The sequence below is a fragment of the Sphingomonas sp. 7/4-4 genome, from assembly GCF_027941955.1.
In the GTDB taxonomy this organism is placed as follows: domain Bacteria; phylum Pseudomonadota; class Alphaproteobacteria; order Sphingomonadales; family Sphingomonadaceae; genus Sphingomonas.
On sequence record NZ_CP115960.1, the window covers coordinates 1,807,118 to 1,828,359 of the forward strand.

The 21,242-nt window shown below is 65.5% G+C and carries 18 protein-coding genes and 1 pseudogene; 16 read left to right on the forward strand and 3 right to left on the reverse strand.

All coding sequences use genetic code 11. The features are described 5' to 3' along the window. The first annotated feature begins 266 nt into the window (after nucleotides 1–266). Nucleotides 267–2,473: pseudogene (katG, locus tag PIB19_RS09110) on the forward strand (catalase/peroxidase HPI). A 138-nt stretch (nucleotides 2,474–2,611) separates the two neighbouring features. On the opposite strand, the gene PIB19_RS09115 reads toward katG, so the two are convergent. Then, on the reverse strand, nucleotides 2,612–3,028 hold the full coding sequence (locus PIB19_RS09115) for a flagellar assembly protein FliX (protein WP_271240543.1): 417 nt from the start codon (nucleotides 3,026–3,028) through the stop codon (nucleotides 2,612–2,614). A 113-nt stretch (nucleotides 3,029–3,141) separates the two neighbouring features. Here PIB19_RS09115 and PIB19_RS09120 point away from each other — a divergent pair, with 113 nt between their 5' ends. The 6 genes from PIB19_RS09120 (at nucleotide 3,142) to PIB19_RS09145 (ending at nucleotide 8,341) form a co-directional block, all read left to right on the forward strand. Next, complete coding sequence (locus tag PIB19_RS09120; protein ID WP_271240544.1) at nucleotides 3,142–4,215, forward strand: flagellar basal body P-ring protein FlgI; 1,074 nt, start codon at nucleotides 3,142–3,144, stop codon at nucleotides 4,213–4,215. After that, entirely contained in the window at nucleotides 4,215–4,502 is a 288-nt protein-coding gene (locus tag PIB19_RS09125; protein ID WP_271240545.1) for a rod-binding protein, read from the forward strand. Before PIB19_RS09120 ends, PIB19_RS09125 begins: the two co-directional genes overlap by 1 nt. Next, a complete protein-coding gene (locus tag PIB19_RS09130) occupies nucleotides 4,502–4,924 on the forward strand; it encodes a flagellar protein FlgN (protein ID WP_271240546.1) in 423 nt (140 codons plus the stop codon). The genes PIB19_RS09125 and PIB19_RS09130 overlap by 1 nt, the downstream gene beginning before the upstream one ends. A 152-nt stretch (nucleotides 4,925–5,076) precedes the next feature. Beyond that, nucleotides 5,077–5,223 (forward strand): hypothetical protein, encoded by a 147-nt coding sequence (locus PIB19_RS09135; protein WP_271240547.1) that lies wholly within the window; start codon nucleotides 5,077–5,079, stop codon nucleotides 5,221–5,223. Between the two features lie 317 nt (nucleotides 5,224–5,540). Continuing rightward, on the forward strand, nucleotides 5,541–7,373 hold the full coding sequence (locus tag PIB19_RS09140; RefSeq protein WP_271240548.1) for a hypothetical protein: 1,833 nt from the start codon (nucleotides 5,541–5,543) through the stop codon (nucleotides 7,371–7,373). Nucleotides 7,374–7,852: 479 nt separating this feature from the next. Further along, the gene (locus PIB19_RS09145; RefSeq protein WP_271240549.1) at nucleotides 7,853–8,341 is read left to right on the forward strand and encodes a hypothetical protein; all 489 of its coding nucleotides are present in this window, start codon (nucleotides 7,853–7,855) and stop codon (nucleotides 8,339–8,341) included. 50 nt (nucleotides 8,342–8,391) lie between these two features. On the opposite strand, the gene PIB19_RS09150 is transcribed toward PIB19_RS09145, so the two are convergent. Continuing rightward, a complete protein-coding gene (locus tag PIB19_RS09150) occupies nucleotides 8,392–8,757 on the reverse strand; it encodes a flagellar basal body protein (protein WP_271240550.1) in 366 nt (121 codons plus the stop codon). A 43-nt stretch (nucleotides 8,758–8,800) separates the two neighbouring features. Then, nucleotides 8,801–11,551, reverse strand: coding sequence for a hypothetical protein (locus PIB19_RS09155; protein ID WP_271240551.1), 2,751 nt, complete (start codon nucleotides 11,549–11,551; stop codon nucleotides 8,801–8,803). A gap of 116 nt (nucleotides 11,552–11,667) precedes the next feature. Between PIB19_RS09155 and PIB19_RS09160 the strand changes: the two genes are divergently transcribed. From PIB19_RS09160 to PIB19_RS09200, 9 genes are all read left to right on the forward strand, one after another. After that, a complete protein-coding gene (locus tag PIB19_RS09160; protein WP_271240552.1) occupies nucleotides 11,668–12,702 on the forward strand; it encodes a flagellar motor switch protein FliG in 1,035 nt (344 codons plus the stop codon). Between the two features lie 7 nt (nucleotides 12,703–12,709). Beyond that, a complete protein-coding gene (locus tag PIB19_RS09165; RefSeq protein ID WP_271240553.1) occupies nucleotides 12,710–13,378 on the forward strand; it encodes a FliH/SctL family protein in 669 nt (222 codons plus the stop codon). Nucleotides 13,379–13,641: 263 nt separating this feature from the next. Next, nucleotides 13,642–15,264 carry a flagellar basal-body MS-ring/collar protein FliF gene (fliF, locus tag PIB19_RS09170; RefSeq protein ID WP_271240554.1) on the forward strand — a complete coding sequence of 541 codons (1,623 nt, stop codon included), beginning with the start codon at nucleotides 13,642–13,644 and terminating at the stop codon, nucleotides 15,262–15,264. Between the two features lie 10 nt (nucleotides 15,265–15,274). Next, a complete protein-coding gene (fliN, locus tag PIB19_RS09175; protein ID WP_271240555.1) occupies nucleotides 15,275–15,625 on the forward strand; it encodes a flagellar motor switch protein FliN in 351 nt (116 codons plus the stop codon). Nucleotides 15,626–15,919: 294 nt separating this feature from the next. Further along, nucleotides 15,920–16,957, forward strand: a complete 1,038-nt coding sequence (locus PIB19_RS09180) for a sigma-54 dependent transcriptional regulator (protein WP_336297298.1) — start codon at nucleotides 15,920–15,922, stop codon at nucleotides 16,955–16,957. Nucleotides 16,958–17,069: 112 nt separating this feature from the next. Further along, a complete protein-coding gene (gene flhA / locus PIB19_RS09185) occupies nucleotides 17,070–19,064 on the forward strand; it encodes a flagellar biosynthesis protein FlhA (protein ID WP_271240556.1) in 1,995 nt (664 codons plus the stop codon). 69 nt (nucleotides 19,065–19,133) lie between these two features. Beyond that, nucleotides 19,134–20,084 carry a hypothetical protein gene (locus PIB19_RS09190; protein ID WP_271240557.1) on the forward strand — a complete coding sequence of 317 codons (951 nt, stop codon included), beginning with the start codon at nucleotides 19,134–19,136 and terminating at the stop codon, nucleotides 20,082–20,084. Nucleotides 20,085–20,130: 46 nt separating this feature from the next. Next, nucleotides 20,131–20,559, forward strand: coding sequence for a flagellar hook-length control protein FliK (locus PIB19_RS09195; protein ID WP_271240558.1), 429 nt, complete (start codon nucleotides 20,131–20,133; stop codon nucleotides 20,557–20,559). A 9-nt stretch (nucleotides 20,560–20,568) separates the two neighbouring features. After that, nucleotides 20,569–21,219, forward strand: coding sequence for a flagellar hook assembly protein FlgD (locus PIB19_RS09200; protein WP_271240559.1), 651 nt, complete (start codon nucleotides 20,569–20,571; stop codon nucleotides 21,217–21,219). The last annotated feature ends 23 nt before the right edge of the window (nucleotides 21,220–21,242 follow it).

Consider the following 21,242-nt stretch of genomic DNA (forward strand, 5'->3'; position numbering starts at 1 on the left):
CATCCGATCACTGGGTGGGTAAGGAAAGCCGGGCTCGATGCCCGGCTTTCCTTTCTCCGAGCCGCTCGATGGGCTCGCTGCGCTCGCACCCACCCCCGGCCCCTCCCTTGCAGGGAGGGGAGTTTTGCGGTTGAATGTCGATACGCTCTATCGCTGCACTGCGTCATTTATTTTGGCGTTCGTGCTGAGCGGTTTTAATCGTTACCGCCCTTCGTCGTACCGACCTACCCTGCCGGCAAGTCTCCACCGCAGGAAGGATTCGAGCCATGGACGCACCGACGACCGGCAGCCCGCTCAGCGACCCCAGCAAGGAGCCCGCCGCGCTCCGCAGATTGCTCGGACGCACCAATCGCGACTGGTGGCCCGAGGCGCTGAGCCTCGAGATCCTGACCCAGGGCGGCGTTTCGCCCGATCCGCATGATCCGGACTTCGACTATCGCGAGGCCTTCCAGAAGCTCGATTACTGGGCGCTCAAGGCGGATCTGAAGGCATTGATGACCGACAGCCAGCCCTGGTGGCCGGCCGACTATGGCCATTACGGCCCGTTCTTCATCCGCATGGCCTGGCACTCGGCGGGCACCTACCGCACCGGCGACGGCCGCGGCGGCTCGTCCTCCGGATCGCAGCGTTTCGCCCCGCTCAATTCGTGGCCGGACAACGGCAATCTCGACAAGGCGCGCCGCCTGCTCTGGCCGATCAAGAAGAAATACGGCGCCGCAATCAGTTGGGCGGATCTGTTTATCCTCACCGGCAACGTCGCGATCGAATCGATGGGCGGTCCGACCTTCGGCTTCTCCGGCGGCCGCGAGGATATCTTCGAGCCCGAGCGCGACATCTATTGGGGCACCGAGGAGCAATGGGTCGGCCACCCCGACAACAAGACCCGCATCGACGACGAAGCGGGAATGGCGCTCGAGGAGCCGCTCGCCGCGATCCAGATGGGCCTGATCTACGTCAATCCCGAAGGCCCCGGCGGCAAGCCGGACACCAAGGGCTCAGCGCGTGACCTTCGCCGGACCTTCGCCAACATGGCGATGAACGACGAGGAGACCGCGGCGCTCACCGCCGGCGGCCACACCTTCGGCAAAGCGCACGGCGCGGGCGACGCATCGAAGGTCGGAAGCGAGCCCGAGGGCGCCGACATCGCGCAGATGGGCCTCGGCTGGATCTCGACGCACGAGAGCGGCATGGGTGACCACACCATCACCTCGGGCATCGAAGGCGCGTGGACGCCGACCCCGACCAAGTGGGACATGAGCTATTTCGACATGCTGCTCGACCACGAATACGAGCTGGTGAAGAGCCCGGCGGGCGCCAAACAATGGCAACCGGTCGGCAATCCCGAGGAGACCTTGGCCCCGGCTGCGCATACGGCGGGCAAGAAGGTCCCGACGATGATGACAACCGCCGACAAGGCGTTCAAGGATGATGGCGAATACCGGAAAATCCTCGAGAAGTTCCGCAGCGATCCGGCCTATTTCGCCGACGCCTTCGCCCGCGCCTGGTTCAAGCTGACCCACCGCGACATGGGACCGAAGAGCCGCTATCTCGGCCCCGAAGCGCCGCAGGAGGATCTGATCTGGCAGGATCCGATCCCTGCAGGCACGAAGCTGAGCGACGCCGACGTCGCCACGCTCAAGGGCAAGATCGCCGGCTCCGGCCTGACCGTCCCGCAGCTGGTCAAGACTGCCTGGGCCTCCGCCTCGACCTTCCGCAATTCGGACAAGCGCGGCGGCGCCAATGGCGCACGCATCCGTCTCGCTCCGCAGAAAGATTGGGGGCAAACGAGCCGGACGAGCTCGCCAGGGTCCTCGCTGTCTATGAGGGCATCAAGGCGGACTTCGGCAATGTCAGCATCGCCGACCTGATCGTGCTCGGCGGCAATCTGGGCGTCGAGCAGGCGGCGAAGGCAGCGGGCTACGACGTGACCGTGCCGTTCACTTCGGGCCGCGGCGACGCCACCGCGGACTGGACCGACGCCGAGAGCTTCGCACCGATCGAGCCGCGGGCCGACGGTTTCCGCAACTATCTTTCGGTCAAGTTCAACGTGCCGACCGAGGAACTGCTGATCGATCGCGCCCAATTGCTCGATCTCTCAGCGCCCGAGATGACCGTGCTGGTCGGCGGCCTGCGCGTGCTCGGCGCCAACCATCCCAAGGCAGGCAAGCACGGCCAGTTCACCGACCGGCTCGGCCAGCTCACCAACGACTTCTTCGTCAACATCCTCGACATGGGCACCGCGTGGAAGCAGGTGTCCGAAGCGAGCGACGAGGAGTTCGTCGGCACCGATCGCGCCTCGGGCGCGCAGAAATGGACCGCGTCGCGCACCGATCTGGTGTTCGGCTCCAACTCGCAGCTCCGGGCGATCTCCGAAGTCTATGCCTCGAACGATGCGGGCGAGAAGTTCGTGCGCGACTTCGTGCGCGCCTGGACCAAGGTGATGGACGCCGACCGCTTCGATCTGACGAAGTGATCCCCTCGACGCCCTTCCTGCGATAATTCCGTCATCCCGGCGAAAGCCGGGATCCAGAGCCAGAAACGACATCGCTCGTGACTCCTGGATCCCGGCTTTCGCCGGGATGACGATGTTTCAGTAAAACTTGAGCGGCCGTTAAGCCCGAACGTCGATCTTGGCGAGCTCGACGCGAACGCGCAGCTCGATATCCGACAGGATACCCGCGAGCACCGGATCGTCCGAGGTCTCGAAATTCTCCGACCATTCGACGATCTCGCGGAGCCGCTCGACGCTCGGCGTGCCCGTCGCGAGTTCCTTGTGGAGTTTGTCGAGCGCATCCACGCCGCGCTCGGCGTCGATCGCCTGCTTGCGCCGGCGCTCGATCGCGGGGTCTGCCGCGGCGAGTGTCACCAGCATCGCAACCGAAGGCGCGGGCTGGTTGGTGGCCGCACCTTGCGCCGGCACCGGCCGCGCCGCAGTCTCTTCACCGGCGACGGAAAAACCGGGCGCGGCCTTGGGCAGCGCGGCCAGCAGGCTGCGCGCCATCAGCGGCGTCAGGTTGTCGATGCGCACGAAATCAGGTCCTCTCGGCCCGCATTGGCCACCTTCCCTCTATAAGAGAGTTACCGCGGTTTTTCCACTTTCCCCGAGGGTTTATGCACCGGTTCGCCGCTCCGATACTGCTCATGCTCCTCGCGCTGATCGCCAGCCCAGGTGCCCTGGCACAGACCCGGATCAAGGACATCGTCGATGTCGAGAATGTCCGTGAGAACCAGCTCGTCGGCTACGGCCTCGTCGTAGGCCTCGCCGGCACCGGCGATCGCATGCGCAATGCGCCCTTCACCGAGGAATCGATGCAGGCGATGCTCGAGCGCATGGGCGTCAACGTGCGCGGCACCAACATGCGCACCCAGAATGTCGCGGCGGTCTCGATCACCGCGACCATGCCGCCCTTCTCGCGCTCCGGCTCGCGCATCGACGTCCAGGTCGCCGCGCTCGGCGACGCATCGAGCCTGCAGGGCGGCACGCTGATCGCCTCGTCGCTCCGCGCGCTCGACGGCGAGATCTATGCCGTCGCGCAGGGCAATGTCGCGGTCTCCGGCTTCAAGGGCCAGGGCGCCGCCGCGACCGTCAGCCGCGGCGTCACCACTTCGGCGCGGATCGCCGGCGGTGCGATCGTCGAGCGCGAGGTCCCCTATTCGCTCCAGTCGGCGACGAGCCTCAAGCTCGCGCTCAAGAACCCCGATTTCGCCACTTCCGACCGCATCGCCAGCGCGATCAACGGCCGCTTTCCGGGCAGCGCGCAAGTGCTCGATCCGGGCACGGTGCAGGTCCAGCCGGCCGCCAATTTCGTCGGCAACGTCATCGACTTGGTCACCCGCATCGGCGATCTCGAGATCAAGGTCGATCAGCCCGCGCGCGTCGTGATCAACGAAGCCTCCGGCACCGTGGTGATGAACAACGACGTACGCATCACGCCCGTGGCGATCGCCCAGGGAGGCCTGACCATCACTGTCTCCGAACGGCCGCAGGTCTCGCAGCCCGCACCGTTCTCGAATGGCGAGACGACGGTCGTCCCGCGCACCCAGGTGCAGGTCGACGACGGCAACGGCGCGCATCTCGCGGTAGTCAACGGTGCCTCGCTCCAGTCTTTGGTCAGCGGGTTGAACACGCTCGGCGTGTCGCCCCGCGACCTGATCACCATCCTGCAGGCCGTGAAGAGCGCCGGCGCGCTCCAGGCCGAGATCGAGGTACAGTGATGAACGAACTCAATGCACTTTCGGCGACATCCGCCGCCGCGCCGATCCGGAAGGTCGATCCGAAGAACGCCGAGACGGCGAAGAACTTCGAAGCCGTGTTTCTCGGCCAGATGACCCAGATGATGCTCGAAAGCGTCGACAAGGGCGAATTCAATGGCGGCGCGGGCGAGGACATGTTCCGCGGCGTGCTTGCCGAGAAACTCGGCACCGAAATCGCCAATCGCGGCGGCGTCGGCCTCGCGCCGGTCGTGCTCGATCAGATCCTCAAGCTCCAGCAGGGAAAATAATGACCGCTCAGCTCATCGACGCGATGGTGTCGCTCACGGCTCTCATGGAGGAAGAGAGCGAAAAGCTCGCGCGCAAGGCCTATATGCCCGAACTGGGCGAGATCGCCGCCGCCAAGCTTCGCCTCACCGGCCGCATCGAGGCCGATTTCGCCCGCCTCAAGCGTGAATCCGCCAATTGGGCCGATCAGCTCGACGGGGAAGCGCGCAATACGCTGTCCGAAGCCAGCCGCAACCTGCGCGACGCGTCGGCGGTCAACCAGCAGATCCTGTCGCGCCAGATCGAGCTCTCGGTCGAGATGATGGGCGCGATCGCCGCCGAGGCCCAGCGCCTCACCGGCACCCGCAGCACCACCTATGGCGCTTGTGGCGGACTGGGCGGCATGGACGCCCCCGCCCCGATCTCGATCAACGCCAAACTGTAAAGCGGCGGACCTTCGCGCGGTCGCACATGCGTGCCGAAACGGTGCGTATATGCGACTAGGTGAATATTTCCAGACAATGTATGCTGCATCGCGGAACCTGCCACGGATTCCGGAGATCGGCGATGAACCTCCTGCAATTGCCATATTGTATGTTGGGAACACATCATCGGGACAGGCGCCGCGCCTGGTATGATGGCCCGGTCGTCCGCAGCCATTGCACAGGCTGCGGCAAGCCGATGGTGAAGGACGGCCATGGCTGGCATCTCGCCGCCGCCGAGGCGCAGGTCGCGAACAAATAGCTTTCCGACAATAGAGGCGGATATTTGTCGGGCACGGCCAAGTGCCTGCTTACGCCCCAGTTGCCGCCGGCGACGCGCCTCACGCCTCGCTCGAAAGCAGCCATTCGTTCAACTCAATGGAGAATGGCCGCAAAATGACCCAGAACCAGTCATTCGGATCATGCCGCGTGCTGATCATAAACCGCCCTCCGCTGAGGTTGCCTGTTTGGCGCGAGTTCGCCGTCGCTGGCTGTTGGTACGCGTCTCTCGCGAAAAGTGTTGCAATGTAGGATTTCGAATGTTCCCTGTATGTTCTAAAGAGCCATGAGGAGCTACATATGTCCGCCGTTGAAAGCTATTCGTCGCTGCCGGGCCTGAAAGCGGCCACCGCGGCCGGTGCGGCGTGTCTGGTGGGGGCAAGCGGTGTCCCGGACGGAATCTTCTTCTTCACATCCGGTGATTTCACCAACGAGGACGATAATAAGAATATCGTGAAAGCGGACAGCACGCCGCTGACCGTCGGTGCGTGGGTGCGGCAGGGGGCGGATAAAGTCACCTTTCGCCCTGGAGGCCCAGGCGCGCTGCTTCGTGATTCCGAGAGCAAGGCCCGTGAAACGAAATCGGTGCAAGATGCAGGCGCCGACCCTGACTCCCGGTATGTCGCCGAGGATGACCCTTTGCTGCCCCCAATCGGCTCGGACGGCACAGCGGCGTTCCGCATCGCCACCCGCTCCGCCGATACGTATCAGCGCATCCCGGAAATCGAAAAGACAACGCATGTCACGACGGGCCGTTATCGGCTCGATGGCGAGACTGACCCGGTTTTCGTCCGCAAGGGTGCCACGCTCATGGGCGTTGGCTACGGTTCACATCTGGACGGATCGGCAAACGGCGACACCGTTCGCGTTGTTTTGGGCGCTGGCGACGGTGGGAGAGATCCAGGCGGCTCGCCTGCCGGCATAGAGGGTTTTCGCACCACGGGCGGATCTGAATCCGAAGGCTTCATCGCCACGGACACCGCAGGTTTTTCCATTCGCAACATGTTCATGACCGCCCCTGGCATCGGGATCCGCCTCGTTGGACAGGCAAGCTCCGACCCTGCAACCGATGGCATTATTTCGGATGTGGAAATCGATCAGACGTCGCTCGCGATCGACATCGCAAATGCGCAGAACTTGTGCATCACGAACATCAATCTCTTCCAATCCCGCACGGCCTTCCGCATCGGCTCAGACACACGTGATATGGTCGTGTCGAATGTGCTGGCCGCTTATTCGGAAAGCGTCGTCTATTTTGACGACGGAGCTGATCGAATTCGGAATCTAATATTCGGCAATATCGCGCTCACGATGAACACGCAGCTCGGCAACTTCACCGCATTCACCTATAGTCGCGCGAGCAATGTGCAGGCGATGTTCCACGGCTTTTCAGTTGCCAACCATAATGGTTATGCGTTCCGCCAGGACGCCGGTTTCAATAACGATCTGTCGCTCATTGGCGGCGTGATCTCCGGCGAGCGTTCGACCACGGAATATACGCAAGGGACGTCATCAAAGGGCCTTTCGACCGGCTTCCTCGGCACATATCTGGTCGAGGGAATCAGCTTCCTCAATCTGCGTGGCGAGGCATTCGCGATCAACGGTTCGCTGGGTCGGATGACGGTGCGCGGTGGGCGGCGCGTGATGGCGGGCGATGCGCTCAACCAATTTCTCGCGCTGCCGGAAAGCAACGCGACGCAAATCAAAGCGAAATACGGCCCCCTTACCGGCATGGTTGTAAACTCGACTGATCGCGTGGTTCGTATTTCGATCAAGGGCATGGACGGTTTCGGATCTCGCTTTCCAAAACCCCACGCACAACTGCCTCGTCCTTCCCTACTGGGGCTACAATACGGAATACCGCGTGCATGTGCGTGGCAACCTCTCGAGATCAGGAAATTATGTCTATGGAGGTTGGGAAAATTTCATCGTCTCGGTGCGGACCTGCTTCGACGGGGGAGCGCTTACGCAGCTAGTCGAGAAGATCGGCGAAATGCGGCCTCCAACGCGCACCGCCCCAATCGACATAGATTGCGACATTTGTTTCGGCGTGGCGCCTGGCGGTGCAGCATCACAGACCGGCGTCGCGGTCGTTCCGACTGGCTTTATCTGCATCAGCGTAGCGGGAGATAGTGAGGATGCCGGCGACTTCGAGTGGACGGCAGAGACGCTGAATTAACTTTCGTTTCCGGAGCTCTTCGCTTGGATCGGTGTCGGTTTCGCGTTCTTTTGCTGCGATCAATGCTGGATGGTCCCAGCACACCGGCCAAGCGCGGATCCCCGAGCTCGCGGAACGGTAGCCTCTTTTCGTACCGCTTTGCTGCCGCTCAGTAGGATGTTGCGGTCAACGTTATCGTGTCATCCGACGCGAAAACCGTTGCTCCGCTCGCGCGCCCACAAGCGGACATTTCGTCTGTCTACTGCGTTGCATTGAACCTCTTCGCTCGTCAGTCTGCGCCGGTGCACAACAGGGTCTCACATCAGGCGACGAGACGCGTTCGCGAAGCGCTGGAAGCGGTCTATCGCGCGTTCGATTTGCCTCCCCCTCTGTTATCGAAGGTTGCCCATGCTGTATCGCGACGCGCGGCACTGATGTCCTGCTCACGACCCCGTTGCGACAAATCACCGGACCGGCCCTGTGGCGCTATGCATCCGGAGTCTTCCTGACGATCGGCGACCAGCGAGACTTCCGGTATCTGCTGCCGCGCATCTTGGACATATCCGTGTCTGATCCCGGAAACGCTAATGATCCTGAGGTCGTGCTGGGCAAGCTCTCGCTCGCAGGGTGGCGAACATGGGCGCAGAACGAGCAGCGCGCGATCGAAGCATTCGTTGACGCGTGGTTCGAACAGGCGCTCGCGAATGATTTAGCCGAAGCGGATGAAGGGGAGATCGGTACGGACGCTGAGAGTGTGCTGTGCGGCGCGGCGCGAGCCGGGATGCCATTGGAACGCTGGCTTTTGCGCTTGTCCGACCGGGGCGCGGCGCCGGTCTTGGCCGATATGCGAAAGCGATTCCTGAGCGAAGCGTCGGGGTTTTGGGAGTATGCACCCGTCGGTTTTCGAGAGTTGTCAGCGCTCTTAACTCAAGGGCGAGCTTAGGTCCGCTTTCCACCAAATACCCGCCATTCCCGCCGGGCGCCGCCCCGCTATCAGCCGCGGCCGCCCACCGCCGTCTTCAGCATCGACATCTGTTTGCGGTACAGGCCGGTCATCGCCTGGAAGTCGGCCTGGATCTCGCCCATCTTGAGCAATTGGTCTTCGAGCGTGACGTTGTTGCCGTCGGGCTTGGTCTCGGTGATGTCCTTGTCGAGGATCAGCCCGGTGCCCACCGGCTGGATGGCGCCGAGGCTCTTCATCCGGTCGGTCAGTTGCACGCGCGGCGCGGCGATCATGCCGCTGCCGCCGACCAAAGCGGCGAAATTCGGCTCGGAGACTTCGCGCGCCTTGTAGCCCGGGGTTTCGCTGTTCGCGATGTTGGTCGCGACGACGCGCTGCCGCTCGGACAGGTTCTGCATCCGCTCGCGGATGCCGGCGAGGATCGGGGCGTGTTCATGACGATCAGAATCCGAAGCTTGAGGGGACGCCGGAATTGAGCCGGTTCAGCGCTGCCTGATAATTGGCGAGCTGCGCGCTCTCGCGCGCGGTGGATTGGGTGCCGGTCGCGGTGTTCTTGACGCCGTCGACCATCTGGGCCTTGCCGTCGTCCCAATAAAGCGAGCGATAGGCGGTCTGCGTCATCGAGATCGCTTCCTCGACCTTCTTCATCGCGACCTTGGCATTGTCGAGCGTGGACAGGCTCAGCGCATCGCTGAGATCCATGCCGAAATTGCCGCCCGGGCGAACCTTGGGCGCGTTGCTCGACAGCGTCGCCTGCGTCGCGATCCGCTGCGGTTCGATGCCGAGCTTGGCCAGCGCATCGGTGTCGGCGGCGCCGGGGATGAGCTCGAGTTCGTGTCCGGGCTTCATCGTGATGCGGAGCTGCTGGACGCCGTTGACCACGGTCGCGGTGACCGTGCCCTTCGACGCACCGAGCATGCCCTGCATGCGCGTGGCGATCGTCTTGAGCGTGTCGCCCGCCTCGATCGTGACTTTCCGGACCGCGCCGCTATCGGCCTTGAACGAGAACGTGTCGCCCGGGCGCATCGTCGTCTGCGTGGTCAGCCTCTCGGAGGCTGCCGGGTTGATCGTGCCGCGGCCGAAACCCAGTGCCGAAATCGCATTGGAGCCGCCTTTGTCGGCGGCGATGCGGACCGGCTCGGTGCGCAGCAGCGTCTGGCCGAACTGGTTGGTATCCTCGATCGCGCCGGTGGCGGCATCGATCCGCGCGATGAAACCGTCGGTCGGGCCCAGGCGCGTGGCACCCAGGTTACCGGTGGTACGCCCGCCGGCATAGAGGTCGTCGCCCATGAAGGCGATGCTGTCGACCTGGTCGTCGGCGGCGGAGCCGAGATAGGTGACGCTGGCGCCCGACAGGTTGGAGTCGATCCGCGCGACGAAGCCGTCGCGGGCGGCGCTCTTCGCGTTGACCTGGCTTCCGGTGAGGGCGCTGCTCGTCGCGCCGCCCACGGCGATGGTGCCGTCCGCGGCCACGGCGATCGCGCGGACGTCGGCGGTGCCGAGGTCGATGCTGCCGAGATCGGTCGACAGCGCCGACGCGCTCATCTTCCGTACCGAGGCTGCGCCGCCCTGGTTGACCACCGCGAGCAGGTTGCCGTCATTGTCGATCGCCAGCGCGTTGATCGAGTCGGAGCCGGCACCTGCGAGGGTGCGGCGCTCGGCGAGCTTGCCGTTCGGATCGATGCGCGCGACGAAGGCATCGCCGTTGCCGGTCGCGCTGCGCCCGCCGACATAGACCGAGCCGTCGGCGCCGACAGTGACTGCCTTGGCCGCGTCGGCGCCGCCCGCGCGGACGACGGTGGAGAATTTCTCGTCGCCATTGGCGGCGTATTTGGCGACGACCATGTCGCTATCGGTCGAGGTCGTGCCGTTGAAACTGCCGGTCACCGTGCCCGCGACGACGATGCTGCCGTCCGCGCCGATCGACACCGCGGCGCCGGTCGAGGAGCCGCCGGCCCCGAGGCTGCGCTGCCACACGACATTGCCGGCCCCGTCCATCTTGGTCAGGAAGAGGTTGTTGTCGCCGTCCGACAAATTGGTGCCGAGATCGCCCGCGGTGGTGCCGACGATATAGCTGTTGCCCTGCGCGTCGGTGACGATCGCGGCGGCGTCGGTGCTGGCATAGGCGTTGCTGGTCTTGGTGGTGGTGGTCTTGACCTTGCCGTCCGTGTCGGTCGTCGCGGTGGTGACCGTGGTCGTCTTGCCGGCAAGCGTGTTCTGCGCGGTGGCTTCGCGGTCGAGCGCCGCGATCGTGCCCATGTTCACACGCGTATTGGCGCTGTCCAGTTCGTTCACGCGGAATATCTTGGTCGCAGTCGGCGCGTCGAGCGCGGTCTGGCCGGTCGCCACGACCAGCGAGTCCTTCGCTCCGATCTGGTCGAGGCTGACTTGCTCAAGGCTGTTCGGCGTTTCGAGCTTCATACCCCATTTGCCGTCGGCATAGACCGGCTTGAAGCGTGCGCTCCAGCGCGAGACCGGATCGCCATGGGCGTCGGTCAACGGCGTGCCGTCGGGCATGAGCACCGGCGTCGCGCTGATCGCGCTGTTGAGCTGCGACACGACCGAATCGAGCGTGGGTGGCTGGGCGCCCTGCGAAAGATCGACAGTGAAGGTCTCGGTCTGGGTCCCGCGGCTGATGTTTACGCTGAACTTCTCCTGGCCAGTCAGGCCCGGTAGCGCGTCCGAACGCAGCTTCACCAGCCCCTCGCTTTTGGTCTCGTTGGCTTGGGCAGCCGCGAGCTTGGTCGACTGGGCCGTCGAGCTGGCATTGCCGAAGGAGAGGTTCACCTTGTCGGACGGCGCCGTGGCCAGATAGCCCTGCAGATCCGCCAGGCCCTTGGCGAAGGCCTTTTCATACTGGGCGCGCTGGCCGTCGGTCGCCGTCTTGACCGTGGCGGCCTCGGCGAGGACGCGCAATTTTTCCAGCGCCTTATAGGCAGTGAAGCTGGTCTTGATATCGTCGGGAAGGATCTGGGTGCTGATGCTCGTCCTGTCGATGACCGTCTTCGAGGCGAGGATCGACATCAGCTGGCTCGACGCCGATTTGGTGGCGGTGGCTTCCTTCCAGGGCGGCGTGGTCGCGGCCAGGGTGAATTGCGCCTTGGCGGCGCGAACCGCCTTGCTGTCGAAGGCGATGGGCGTGAATGCCGTCGTGAAGACCGAGGAGTCTCCCGTCAGCAGGCTCAACCCCATCAGGCTTCCGGACAAATTAACCGTCATGACAACCGCACCTTTCGCCCACGTTCCTATAATAGGATGAGTGAACGCTTCCTTGCGTCCGCACATCATTTTTCTGCGAGGGATCCGGAATGAGCTTGATGGCGCCGATTGCCGAGCCGGTCGAACTGAAGAAGTATAGTGGGCCGCAGCGCGCGGCCGCGCTGATGCTGGCGCTCGGCAAGCAGCATGGCGCTCCGATCTGGGAGCAGTTGACCACCGACGAGATCAAGGAGCTTTCCGCGACGATCGCCGGGCTCGGCCGCATTCCGTCGCAGGTCGTCGAACACCTCCTCATCCAGTTCACCGGCGAAGTCGCGTCGATGGCCTCGCTCCACGGCAGCTACGAGACCACCGAGCGGCTGCTCGGCGGGATCCTGCCGGGCGACAAGGTCAAGGAGATCATGGAAGACATCCGCGGTCCTTCGGGCCGGACGATGTGGGACAAGCTCTCGAACGTCAGCGAGACCGTTCTCGCCGGTGCGCTCAAGCACGAATATCCGCAGACCGTCGCGGTGATCCTCTCCAAGCTGCGCCCCGATCACGCCGCGCGCGTCATCGCCGAGCTTCCGCGCGAATTCTCGGTCGACGTGGTGATGCGCATGCTGCGCATGGAGACCGTCCAGAAGGACGTGATCAACCAGGTCGAGCAGACGCTCAAGAGCGAGTTCATGACCAATCTCTCGCGCTCGCAGAAGCGCGACCCGCACGAGGCGATGGCCGAATTGTTCAACTCGCTCGATCGCTCGACCGAAGAGGCGATGCTGAACGCACTCGACAACAAGGCGCCGGAAAGCGCCGAACGCATTCGCGCGCTCATGTTCACTTTCGAGGATCTGTCGAACCTGCTGCCGGCGGCGATCTCGATCATCGTCCGCAATGCCGACAAGCGCGAGATGGCGATGGCGCTCAAGGGCGCGCCCGACAAGCTCAAGCAGATGTTCTTCGGCGCGATGACCGAGCGCGCGGCCAAGCTCATGCGCGAGGACATGGCGGCGATGGGCCCTGTCCGCGCGCGCGATTGCGAGGAAGCACAGTCCTCGCTCGTCCGCCTCGCCAAGAGCCTCGCCGATCGCGGCGAGATCCTGCTCGTCGATCCCAAGTCCGACGATGCGATGATCATCTGAGATGGGCATGGGCTTCCAGAACGTCGAGCGTTTCGCCTTCGACCGCATCTTCTCGACTCCGGCGAGCGAGAGCGCGACCGTCCCCAGCGGCGACATGCTGCTCGAAATCTCCGCGCTGCGCGCCGAACTCGCTTTGCTCCGCTTGGACGTGAACGCGCAGATCGCCCTCGCCCGCGCCGAAGGCTTCGAGGCCGGGTTGGCCCAGGCGCGCGCCGAGCGCGATGTCGCGCTGCTGAGTGCAGTCGACGCGCTCCACGCCGGGATCGAGTCACTCGACGAGCGCTTCGAAGATGTCTCGCGGCGAGTCACCGGCGAGGCTGCCGAGATCGCCCTTGCCGCCGCCGACATGATCGCCGGCCGGGCGATCGACGCCGCTCCCGTCGAGACGATCGACGCCGCGATCGGCCGCGCGCTCAGCCAGGTCGCCCGCGGCACCGAACTCGAGATCCGCGTCCATCCCGATCTGATCGAGGCGATCGAGGCGCGCATCGCCGATCGCCAGTCCAGGGATCGCCGCAAGCTCAACCTCAATGTGGTCGGCGACGTCACCATAACGGTCGGCGACGCGATGATCGGCTGGGAGCAAGGCGGCCTCGCCCTCGACGCCACCGCCCGCCGACAGGCGGTGCTCGACGAGCTCGAAACTCTGCTGCCGAGCTCTGCCGGCGCGAACTGAATTCCCCGCGCTCACCTCTTGCGCTCCCCTTCCGCTTGCGGGAGGGGCCGGGGAGGGCCTGACGTGCGTGAGTCGCGCAAACCTCCCCGTCGCCCCCTAACCCCTCCCGCAAGCGGGAGGGGAATTGCGTTTCGCACGCCTCCAACGCGTGCCCGCGTGACCACTAGGCAAAAATTCCCACCCGGCACAATCTGCCGCCTTCGCCCCTCCTATAAGTCAATGGAGAGGGGCGCTCCTGCCCCTGGCCACATCACGGGGCGGCTTTGGAAGCGATCAAGAATCTCGTCGGGCAGCTTGGCCCGAAGCGGCTGATGCTGATGGGCGGCGTGGCGTTCGCGCTGCTCGCGGCGCTCGCCTTCGTCGCGACGCGCGGCTCCGATCCGCAGATGGGCTATCTCTATACCGATCTCGATCCGTCCGCCGCCGCGACGATCACCGAGAAGCTCAAGGCGCAGAATGTCGAGTATCAGCTCTCGGCCGACGGCACTTCGGTGATGGCGCCGCAGGACAAGCTGGCCGAGCTTCGCATGAGCCTCGCCGGCGAGAAACTGGGCGGCAAGATCGGCTATGAGGTGCTCGACGAGGAGCAGCCCTTCGGCGTCTCCGCCAGCCGCGCCAAGATGAACGAGACGCGCGCCGTCGAAGGCGAGCTCTCCAAGTCGATCCAGACCATCCAGAACGTTTCCGCAGCCCGCGTCCACATCGTCATGCCCGAGCGCGCGATGTTCGCCGCCGAAAGCCGCAAGGCCACCGCCGCGGTGACGGTCAAGACCAAGGGCCGCCTCTCGTCCGAACAAATCGCCTCGATCCGCTATCTCGTTTCCTCCTCGGTTCCCGAGCTCTCGCCCGAGGCCGTGTCGGTCGTCGACCAGACCGGTGCCCTGCTCGCCCGTGCCGGCGAAGCCGGTCTGGCCGGCGGCGCCGATGCCGATGAGCGCCAGCAGGCAGTCGAGGCCAAGCTGCGCGAGGAAGTCGAGGCCTTGCTCGAGCCGATCGTCGGCCAGGGCAAGGTTCGCGCCGAAGTCTCAGCCCAGATCGACCGCGACCAGACCCGCGAGGAATCGAACCTGTTCGATCCCGACAAGCAGGTCATTTCGCGCCAGGTCAGCGTCGAGAATGGCGAGCAGAACAGCGAGCAAGATGCCGGTGCGCAGACCGCCAGCGTCGGCAACCAGCTTCCCGAGGCCCAGGGCCAGGCGCCCGGCGCCGCCACGGGCAACGGCCGCCAGTCGCGCAGCAATCAGACTTCCGAAGACACGACCTACGACAACAGCTCGACCAAGACCGTCACGCTGCGCGGCCCCGGCAAGGTCACGCGCCTCACCGTCGCGGTGATGGTCGACGGCGGCGAGAAGGGCCTGCCCCAGCCGCAGATGCAGCGCCTCCAGCGCCTCGTCGAGAACGCCGTCGGCATGGATGCCGAGCGTGGCGACAGCGTCGTGGTCGAAAGCATGCGTTTCGCCAATGACGACAGCCTCGCCGACAAGGATTCGGGTTTCTTCTCGCAGCTGCCGATGGACCGCATCTGGGGCCTGCTCCAGATCATCGTGATCGGCGCGGTCGGCCTGATCGCCCTCCGGATGCTCAAGCCGAAGATCATGCCGCAGGCACCGGTCGCCGCGCTCGAAGGACCCGAAGGCGAGATACCGCTCTCCGCCCAGTCGCCCGAGATGCTCGCACTCGCCGAACGCGCCGCCGATGGTGACGCCGACGCGATGCAGAAACTCGAAGCGATGAACGGCGACCAGCCCTTGCTCGATCAGGAGATCGCGCTCGCCCAGGTCGACGGCCGCATCAAACTCTCCGCCCTCAAGCGCATTGGCGATGCGATCCACGCGAGCCCGCCCGAAGCGGCCTCGGTGATCCGCCAATGGATGAACTCGTAAGGATTTGACGATGGATACCGAACCGCACGACATCATCCCCGCCGATTCCAGCGAAGCAAGCGGCCCCGTGTTCGAAGATTTCGAACCGTTGCCCGCCGACGAAAACGCGCCCGTAGGTGCAGAAGGCCTCGAAGCCGTCCATGACGTGCCGGTAAAGGTGCAGGCGGTTCTCGGCCGGGCGCGCATGCCCGTCGGCGAGCTGCTCCACCTCACGTCGGGCACCGTGGTCGAGCTCGACCGCCGCGTCGGCGAACCGGTCGACATCTTCGTCAACGATCGCCTGATCGCCCGCGGCGAAGTCGTGCTGATCGATAACGCGCTCGGCGTCACGCTCACCGAAATCGTTCGGCAGGACCGTTGATGCCGAACTCGATCCGCATGATCCTGGTCGGCGCGCCCGGCGGCGAGTTCCGCCGCGCGGCCGAGCTGGCTCGTGACGCGGGCGCCGCCGTGGCGATGGCCGATACCCCCGCCCAGGCGCTCGATCTGCTCCGCGAAGGCGGCGGCGACATGGTGATGATCGATGTCGATGCCGATATCGCCGGCTTCATGGCCAGCCTGCGCGCCGAGCGTTTCACCCTTCCCGTGCTCGCCTGCGGCATCCAGGCTTCGGCCGAGCGCGCAGTCGCGGCGATCCGCGCGGGCGCCGTCGACTATGTTCCCCTCCCCGCAGCGCGAGCTGATCGCCGCCGCGATCGCCTCGGTGATCGAGCGCAAGACGCCCGTCCGCATCGGCGATCACCCTGCCCTTGCCCGCGCCGTGGCGCTCGCCACCGCAGTGGCCCAGACCAGTGCTCCGGTACTCGTCACCGGCGAGAACGGTTGCGGCAAGGAAGTCATGGCGCGCGCGATCCACGAAGCCTCGGGCCGCGCCCAACCCCTATATGCGGTGGAATGCGCCGGCGTCGCCGCCGACTTGCTCGAATCCGAACTGTTCGGCCATGAAGCCGGCGCCTTTCCGGGCGCGGTCGCGCGCCGTATCGGCCGGCTCGAAAAGGCGGGCCACGGCACGATCTTCCTCCGCGAAGTCGGCCGTCTCGCCCCGGCCACCCAGGCCCGCCTCCTGGCGGCAATGCGCGATCAGCGCTTCAATCGCATCGGCGGCGACGCGGTCGTTCCTTTCCACGCGCGGCTGATCGCATCGACCAGCATGGACCTCGAAGCGGCGGTTCAGGCCGGCAGCTTCCGCGCCGACCTGCTCGTCCGCCTCGGTCTGGTCCGCGTCGAGGTTCCGCCGCTCCGCCAGCGTGGCGGCGATGTCGCCCAGCTCGCGCAGCATTTCGCGACGCGTCTCGCCGAAGCCGACGGCTTGCCGTCGCGCGCCTTCAGCGACGCCGCTCTGGTGCTGCTTTCGCGCTATGACTGGCCCGGCAATGTCCGCGAGCTTGAGGATTGCATCCACCGTGCCGTGCTGCTCGCGCAGGGCCCCGCCATCGAACCCCAGGATCTGGTCCGTTCGGACGGCACCCGCCTGCTCGATCTCGAGCTTGCCGAGCCCGGCGACCTGCAGATCGAGAGCCTCGTCGGCCGCACCGTCGAGGAAGTCGAGCGCGAGCTGATCCTCCAGACGCTGACGCGCTGCCACGGCAACCGCACCTCGGCGTCGAGCATCCTCGGCATTTCGGTCCGCACGATGCGCAACAAGCTGCGCACCTTCATCGAAGCCGGCATCGCCGTCGCCCCGGCGCCCTGACCCTATCTGGATAAGGCACCCTGTTGATGCCCCCGCAATCGCCAACATCCTCAACCGCATCGGCCTCAGCCGCGATCTCGCGCTCGCGGGCTCGGTCATCGCGATCATCGCGATGCTGATCCTGCCGATGCCCGGCTGGCTGCTCGATCTCGGGCTAGCACTGTCGATCACGATCGCGGTGATGATCCTGATGACTTCGCTGTTCATCGAAAAGCCGCTGGAACTCAGCGCTTTCCCGACGATCCTGCTGATCGCGACGATGTTCAGGCTGGGCCTCAACCTCGCCTCGACCCGGTTGATCCTGACCCATGGCCATGAGGGTCACGGCGCCGCCGGCGGCGTGATCGGGGCGTTCGGCGAGTTCCTAATGGGCGGCGAGGTCATCATCGGCCTCACCATCTTCATGATCCTGATCGTCATCAATTTCGTCGTGATCACCAAGGGCGCGGGCCGCATCGCCGAAGTCGCGGCGCGGTTCAGCCTCGACGCGATGCCCGGCAAGCAGATGGCGATCGACGCCGATCTCTCCGCCGGCATGATCAACGAGGAGCAGGCGCGCGAGCGCCGCGCCGAGATCGAGGCCGAGAGCGGCTTTTACGGCTCGATGGACGGTGCTTCCAAGTTCGTGAAGGGCGACGCGATCGCGGCGTTGCTGATCACTGCGGTCAACATCCTCGTCGGCCTCACCATCGGCGTCGTCTCGCACGGCGTGCCGATCGGCGAGGCGTTCCACACCTATACCGTGCTCACCGTGGGCGAGGGCCTGGTCAGCCAGATCCCGGCACTGATCATCTCGATCGCCGCGGGCCTGCTCGTCTCGAAGGGCGGCATCAAGGGCAAGACCGGCACGACCCTGGGCGATCAGCTCGGTCGCTATCCCAAGGCCTTCGGCATGGTCGCGTTCCTGATGGGCGCGCTGGCGTTGATGCCGGGCCTGCCCTTCCTGCCTTTCGCCTGCTTCTCCGCCGCCGCCGGCTATGCCGCGTGGAAGATGAGCCAGAACGCCCGGGCCAAGGCCGCGATGGAGCTTGCCGTCGAGGCGCAGCAACAGGCGCAGGCGGCGATCGTCGAGCAGCCCATCTCGCAGACGCTCGCGCTCGACGCGGTGCGCATCGAGATCGGCTATGCGCTGCTGCCGATGATCAACGACGAGCAGCGCGAGCCGCGCCTCGATGATCAGGTCCGTGCGCTCCGCCGCCAGATGGCGACCGATTTCGGCTTCGTCCTCCCCTCGGTCCGCATCATCGACAATATGGGCCTCAAGCCCAACGAATATGTCATCACGATCAAGGAGACCGAGGCCGCGCGCGGCGAGATCCGTCTCGAGAAGCTGCTGCTGATCAATCCGGGCGGCGGCTCCATCGGCATGCCCGGCGAAGTGACCAAGGAACCGGTGTTCGGCCTCCCCGCTTTGTGGATCGATCGCGAGCTGCGCGACGAGGCCGGCTTCCGCGGCCTCACCGTGGTCGATTGCGGCACGATCATCACCACGCACCTGACCGAACTGGTCAAGGACAACATCGCCGATCTGCTCTCCTACACCGAGACGCAGAAGCTGCTGACCGAAGTCCACAAGGACGCCGAGAAGCTCGTCGCCGACATCGTCCCCTCCAAGGTCTCGATCTCGAGCGTCCAGCGCATCCTGCAGAACCTGCTGGCGGAAGGCATCTCGATCCGCGACATCCCGACGATCCTCGAAGGCGTGGCCGAAGCCGCGCCGCTGACCGCCAATCTGACCCAGATGACGGAGCATGTCCGCGGCCGCCTCGCCCGCCAGATCAGCGCGTCGCAGGTCCGCGGCGAAGCGATCCCGGTGGTGACCTTGTCGTCCGAATGGGATCAGGCGTTCGCGGAATCGATCCTCGGCCAGGGCGACGATCGCCAGCTGGCGATGGCCCCTTCCGCGCTCCAGAAGTTCATCCAGTCGGTCCGCGAGACCTATGACCGCCTGGCGCAGGAAGGCGAGATCCCTTGCCTGCTCACCAGCCCGTCGATCCGTCCGTTCGTCCGCTCGATCATCGAGCGTGTGCGTCCCGCCACGGTGGTGCTGTCGCAGAACGAGATCCACGCCCGGGCCCGCATTCGCGCGCTCGGCACGATCGGTTGAGACCGCAGGCGCGACAACCGTCCTATAATGAAGAAGCGGCCCCTCGCGGGTCGAGCAAGAGGCGACCGGATGCAGATCAACCCCTTCGGCTTTCCGCTCGGCGCGGGCATGCAATCCGCACCGGCATTGGGTGGAACCGGCCTCGGCTTCGTTGACGCGCTCGGCGTCGCGATCGAGGGCGGCACTCCACAGGTACGGACCGGCCTGATCGTCTCGGCCACGCCGCCCGCCCATTTCGATGCGAAGCTGGCGCAGACGCTTCTCGCACAGGCGCAACTCGACACGCAGGTCAACCCGGCCGCCGTCATGCTGCCCGGCCTCCAGCAACCGACTTCGCTGTCGCAGCTGATGACTACTGCCGCCAAGCTGCCGACCGCGGAGGCGGCGCCCTTCGCCCCTCCCGCGACCGATACGTTGGTCGCCGATCCGGCAGGGCTGGTCGAGGCGCCAGAAGCCCCGTCCCCGCCCGAGACACCGATCACCTCCCAGGCGCAGGTCCAGCCCACCACGGCCAAGCCTGGCCCGCAGGCGCCAGCGCTCCCCATCGGTGCCGAAGCGCAGCCCGACGAAACGCTCGCGGCCGAAACCCCCATCGTCGCCAAGCCGACCGAAACCACCCCGACTCCGCGCAAGCCCCGGGCGGCTGTCGCCGAAGCCGACTCCGCGCAGCCGGTCGACGCCAGGGTCGCGGTGCCGGCCGAGTTGATCTCTGCCGGCATGCCCCCAGCCCGCCGTGCAGCCGCAGCAACCTGCCCCACGCGAGACGATGCAGACAACGAACGGCGCCACCCCGTCGGTCGCGCGCAAGTCGGCCCCCGCCAATGCACCCGCAGGCAATACTACCCAGCCGGCCGCGAACGCCGCCACGCCATCGACCGCCGACTTCGCCAATGCCGTCGCGGCACGCGGCGATTCCACCGGCGGCGAGACCAATGCCGACGCGCAGGGCCAGCCCGATGCGCGCCCGGCAGGGCTTGCCCGTACCGATACCTCCGCCCCGGCCTTCCAGCCGATCCATAGCGCCGCCAACAATAGCACGCCGGCGAGCGCCCCCGCCGCCGAACCGGTGATCGAGGCCCGTGCCGGCCATCTCGGCCATTCGCTCGGCGTCGAGATCGCGCGCAAGGTCGAGATGGGCGAGGAAACGCTGCGCATCCGCCTCAACCCGATCGAGCTGGGCCGCATCGAAGTGACGCTCGCCTTCGACGACAAAGGCAGCTTGCAGGCCACCGTCCGCACCGAGAGTGCGCAGGCGATGGACCTGCTCCGCCAGGACGCACCCGATCTCGCCCGCACGCTCGACCAGGCCGGTGTCCGCACCGACGCGCAGAGCTTCCGTTTCGAAAATCGCGGCGGCGACGGCGGCGGCCAGCAGGCCCAGCAGCAGGGCCAGCAGAATCGCGGCCAGTTCGCGTCGTCCGACGACGACGCGGCCATCGCCGAACCCATTTACCGCCCGATCCGCAGCGACGGGCAGGTCGACCTTCTCGCCTGAGGAAACGCCATGACCACTGTTACTTCCACGACCGCGCCCGACGCGAAAACCACCGCCGCCACGACGAAGATCAATGCCGATTTCGACATGTTCCTGAAGCTGCTCACCGCCCAGATGCAGAACCAGGACCCGCTCGATCCGATGGACACCGCGCAATATACCCAGCAGCTCGTCCAATATTCGCAGGTCGAGCAGTCGATCGAGCAGACCGCGACGCTCAAGGAGATGCTCGCGGCGTTCGGCACGCAAAACCTGATGCAAGCCTCATCGCTGGTCGGCGCGCAGGTCGAGACCAGTTCGGCGACTTCGGGCCTCAGCGCCGCCACCCCGGCGCAATGGACCTGGTCGGCGACCCGAGACGTCACGTCGATGACCGCGACGATCAAGGACGATAAGGGCAAGATCATCGATACGCTGCCGATCACTGCCACCGGCGCTGCCGGCGCCTTCACCTGGGACGGCACGACCAGCGCGGGCAAGAAGGTCGATCCGGGCCTCTACACGCTCGAGCTCGCCGGCGTGGATGCTTCCGGCGCCAAGGTCGCCGCCACCGCCCATGCCTTCGGCAAGGTCAACGACGTCGAGCTTGAGAACGGCATGGTCAAGCTGACGATCAACGGACTCACCGTCGCGACCAGCGATCTGCTCCGCATCGGTTGAGTCCCGACACACAAGTCACACGT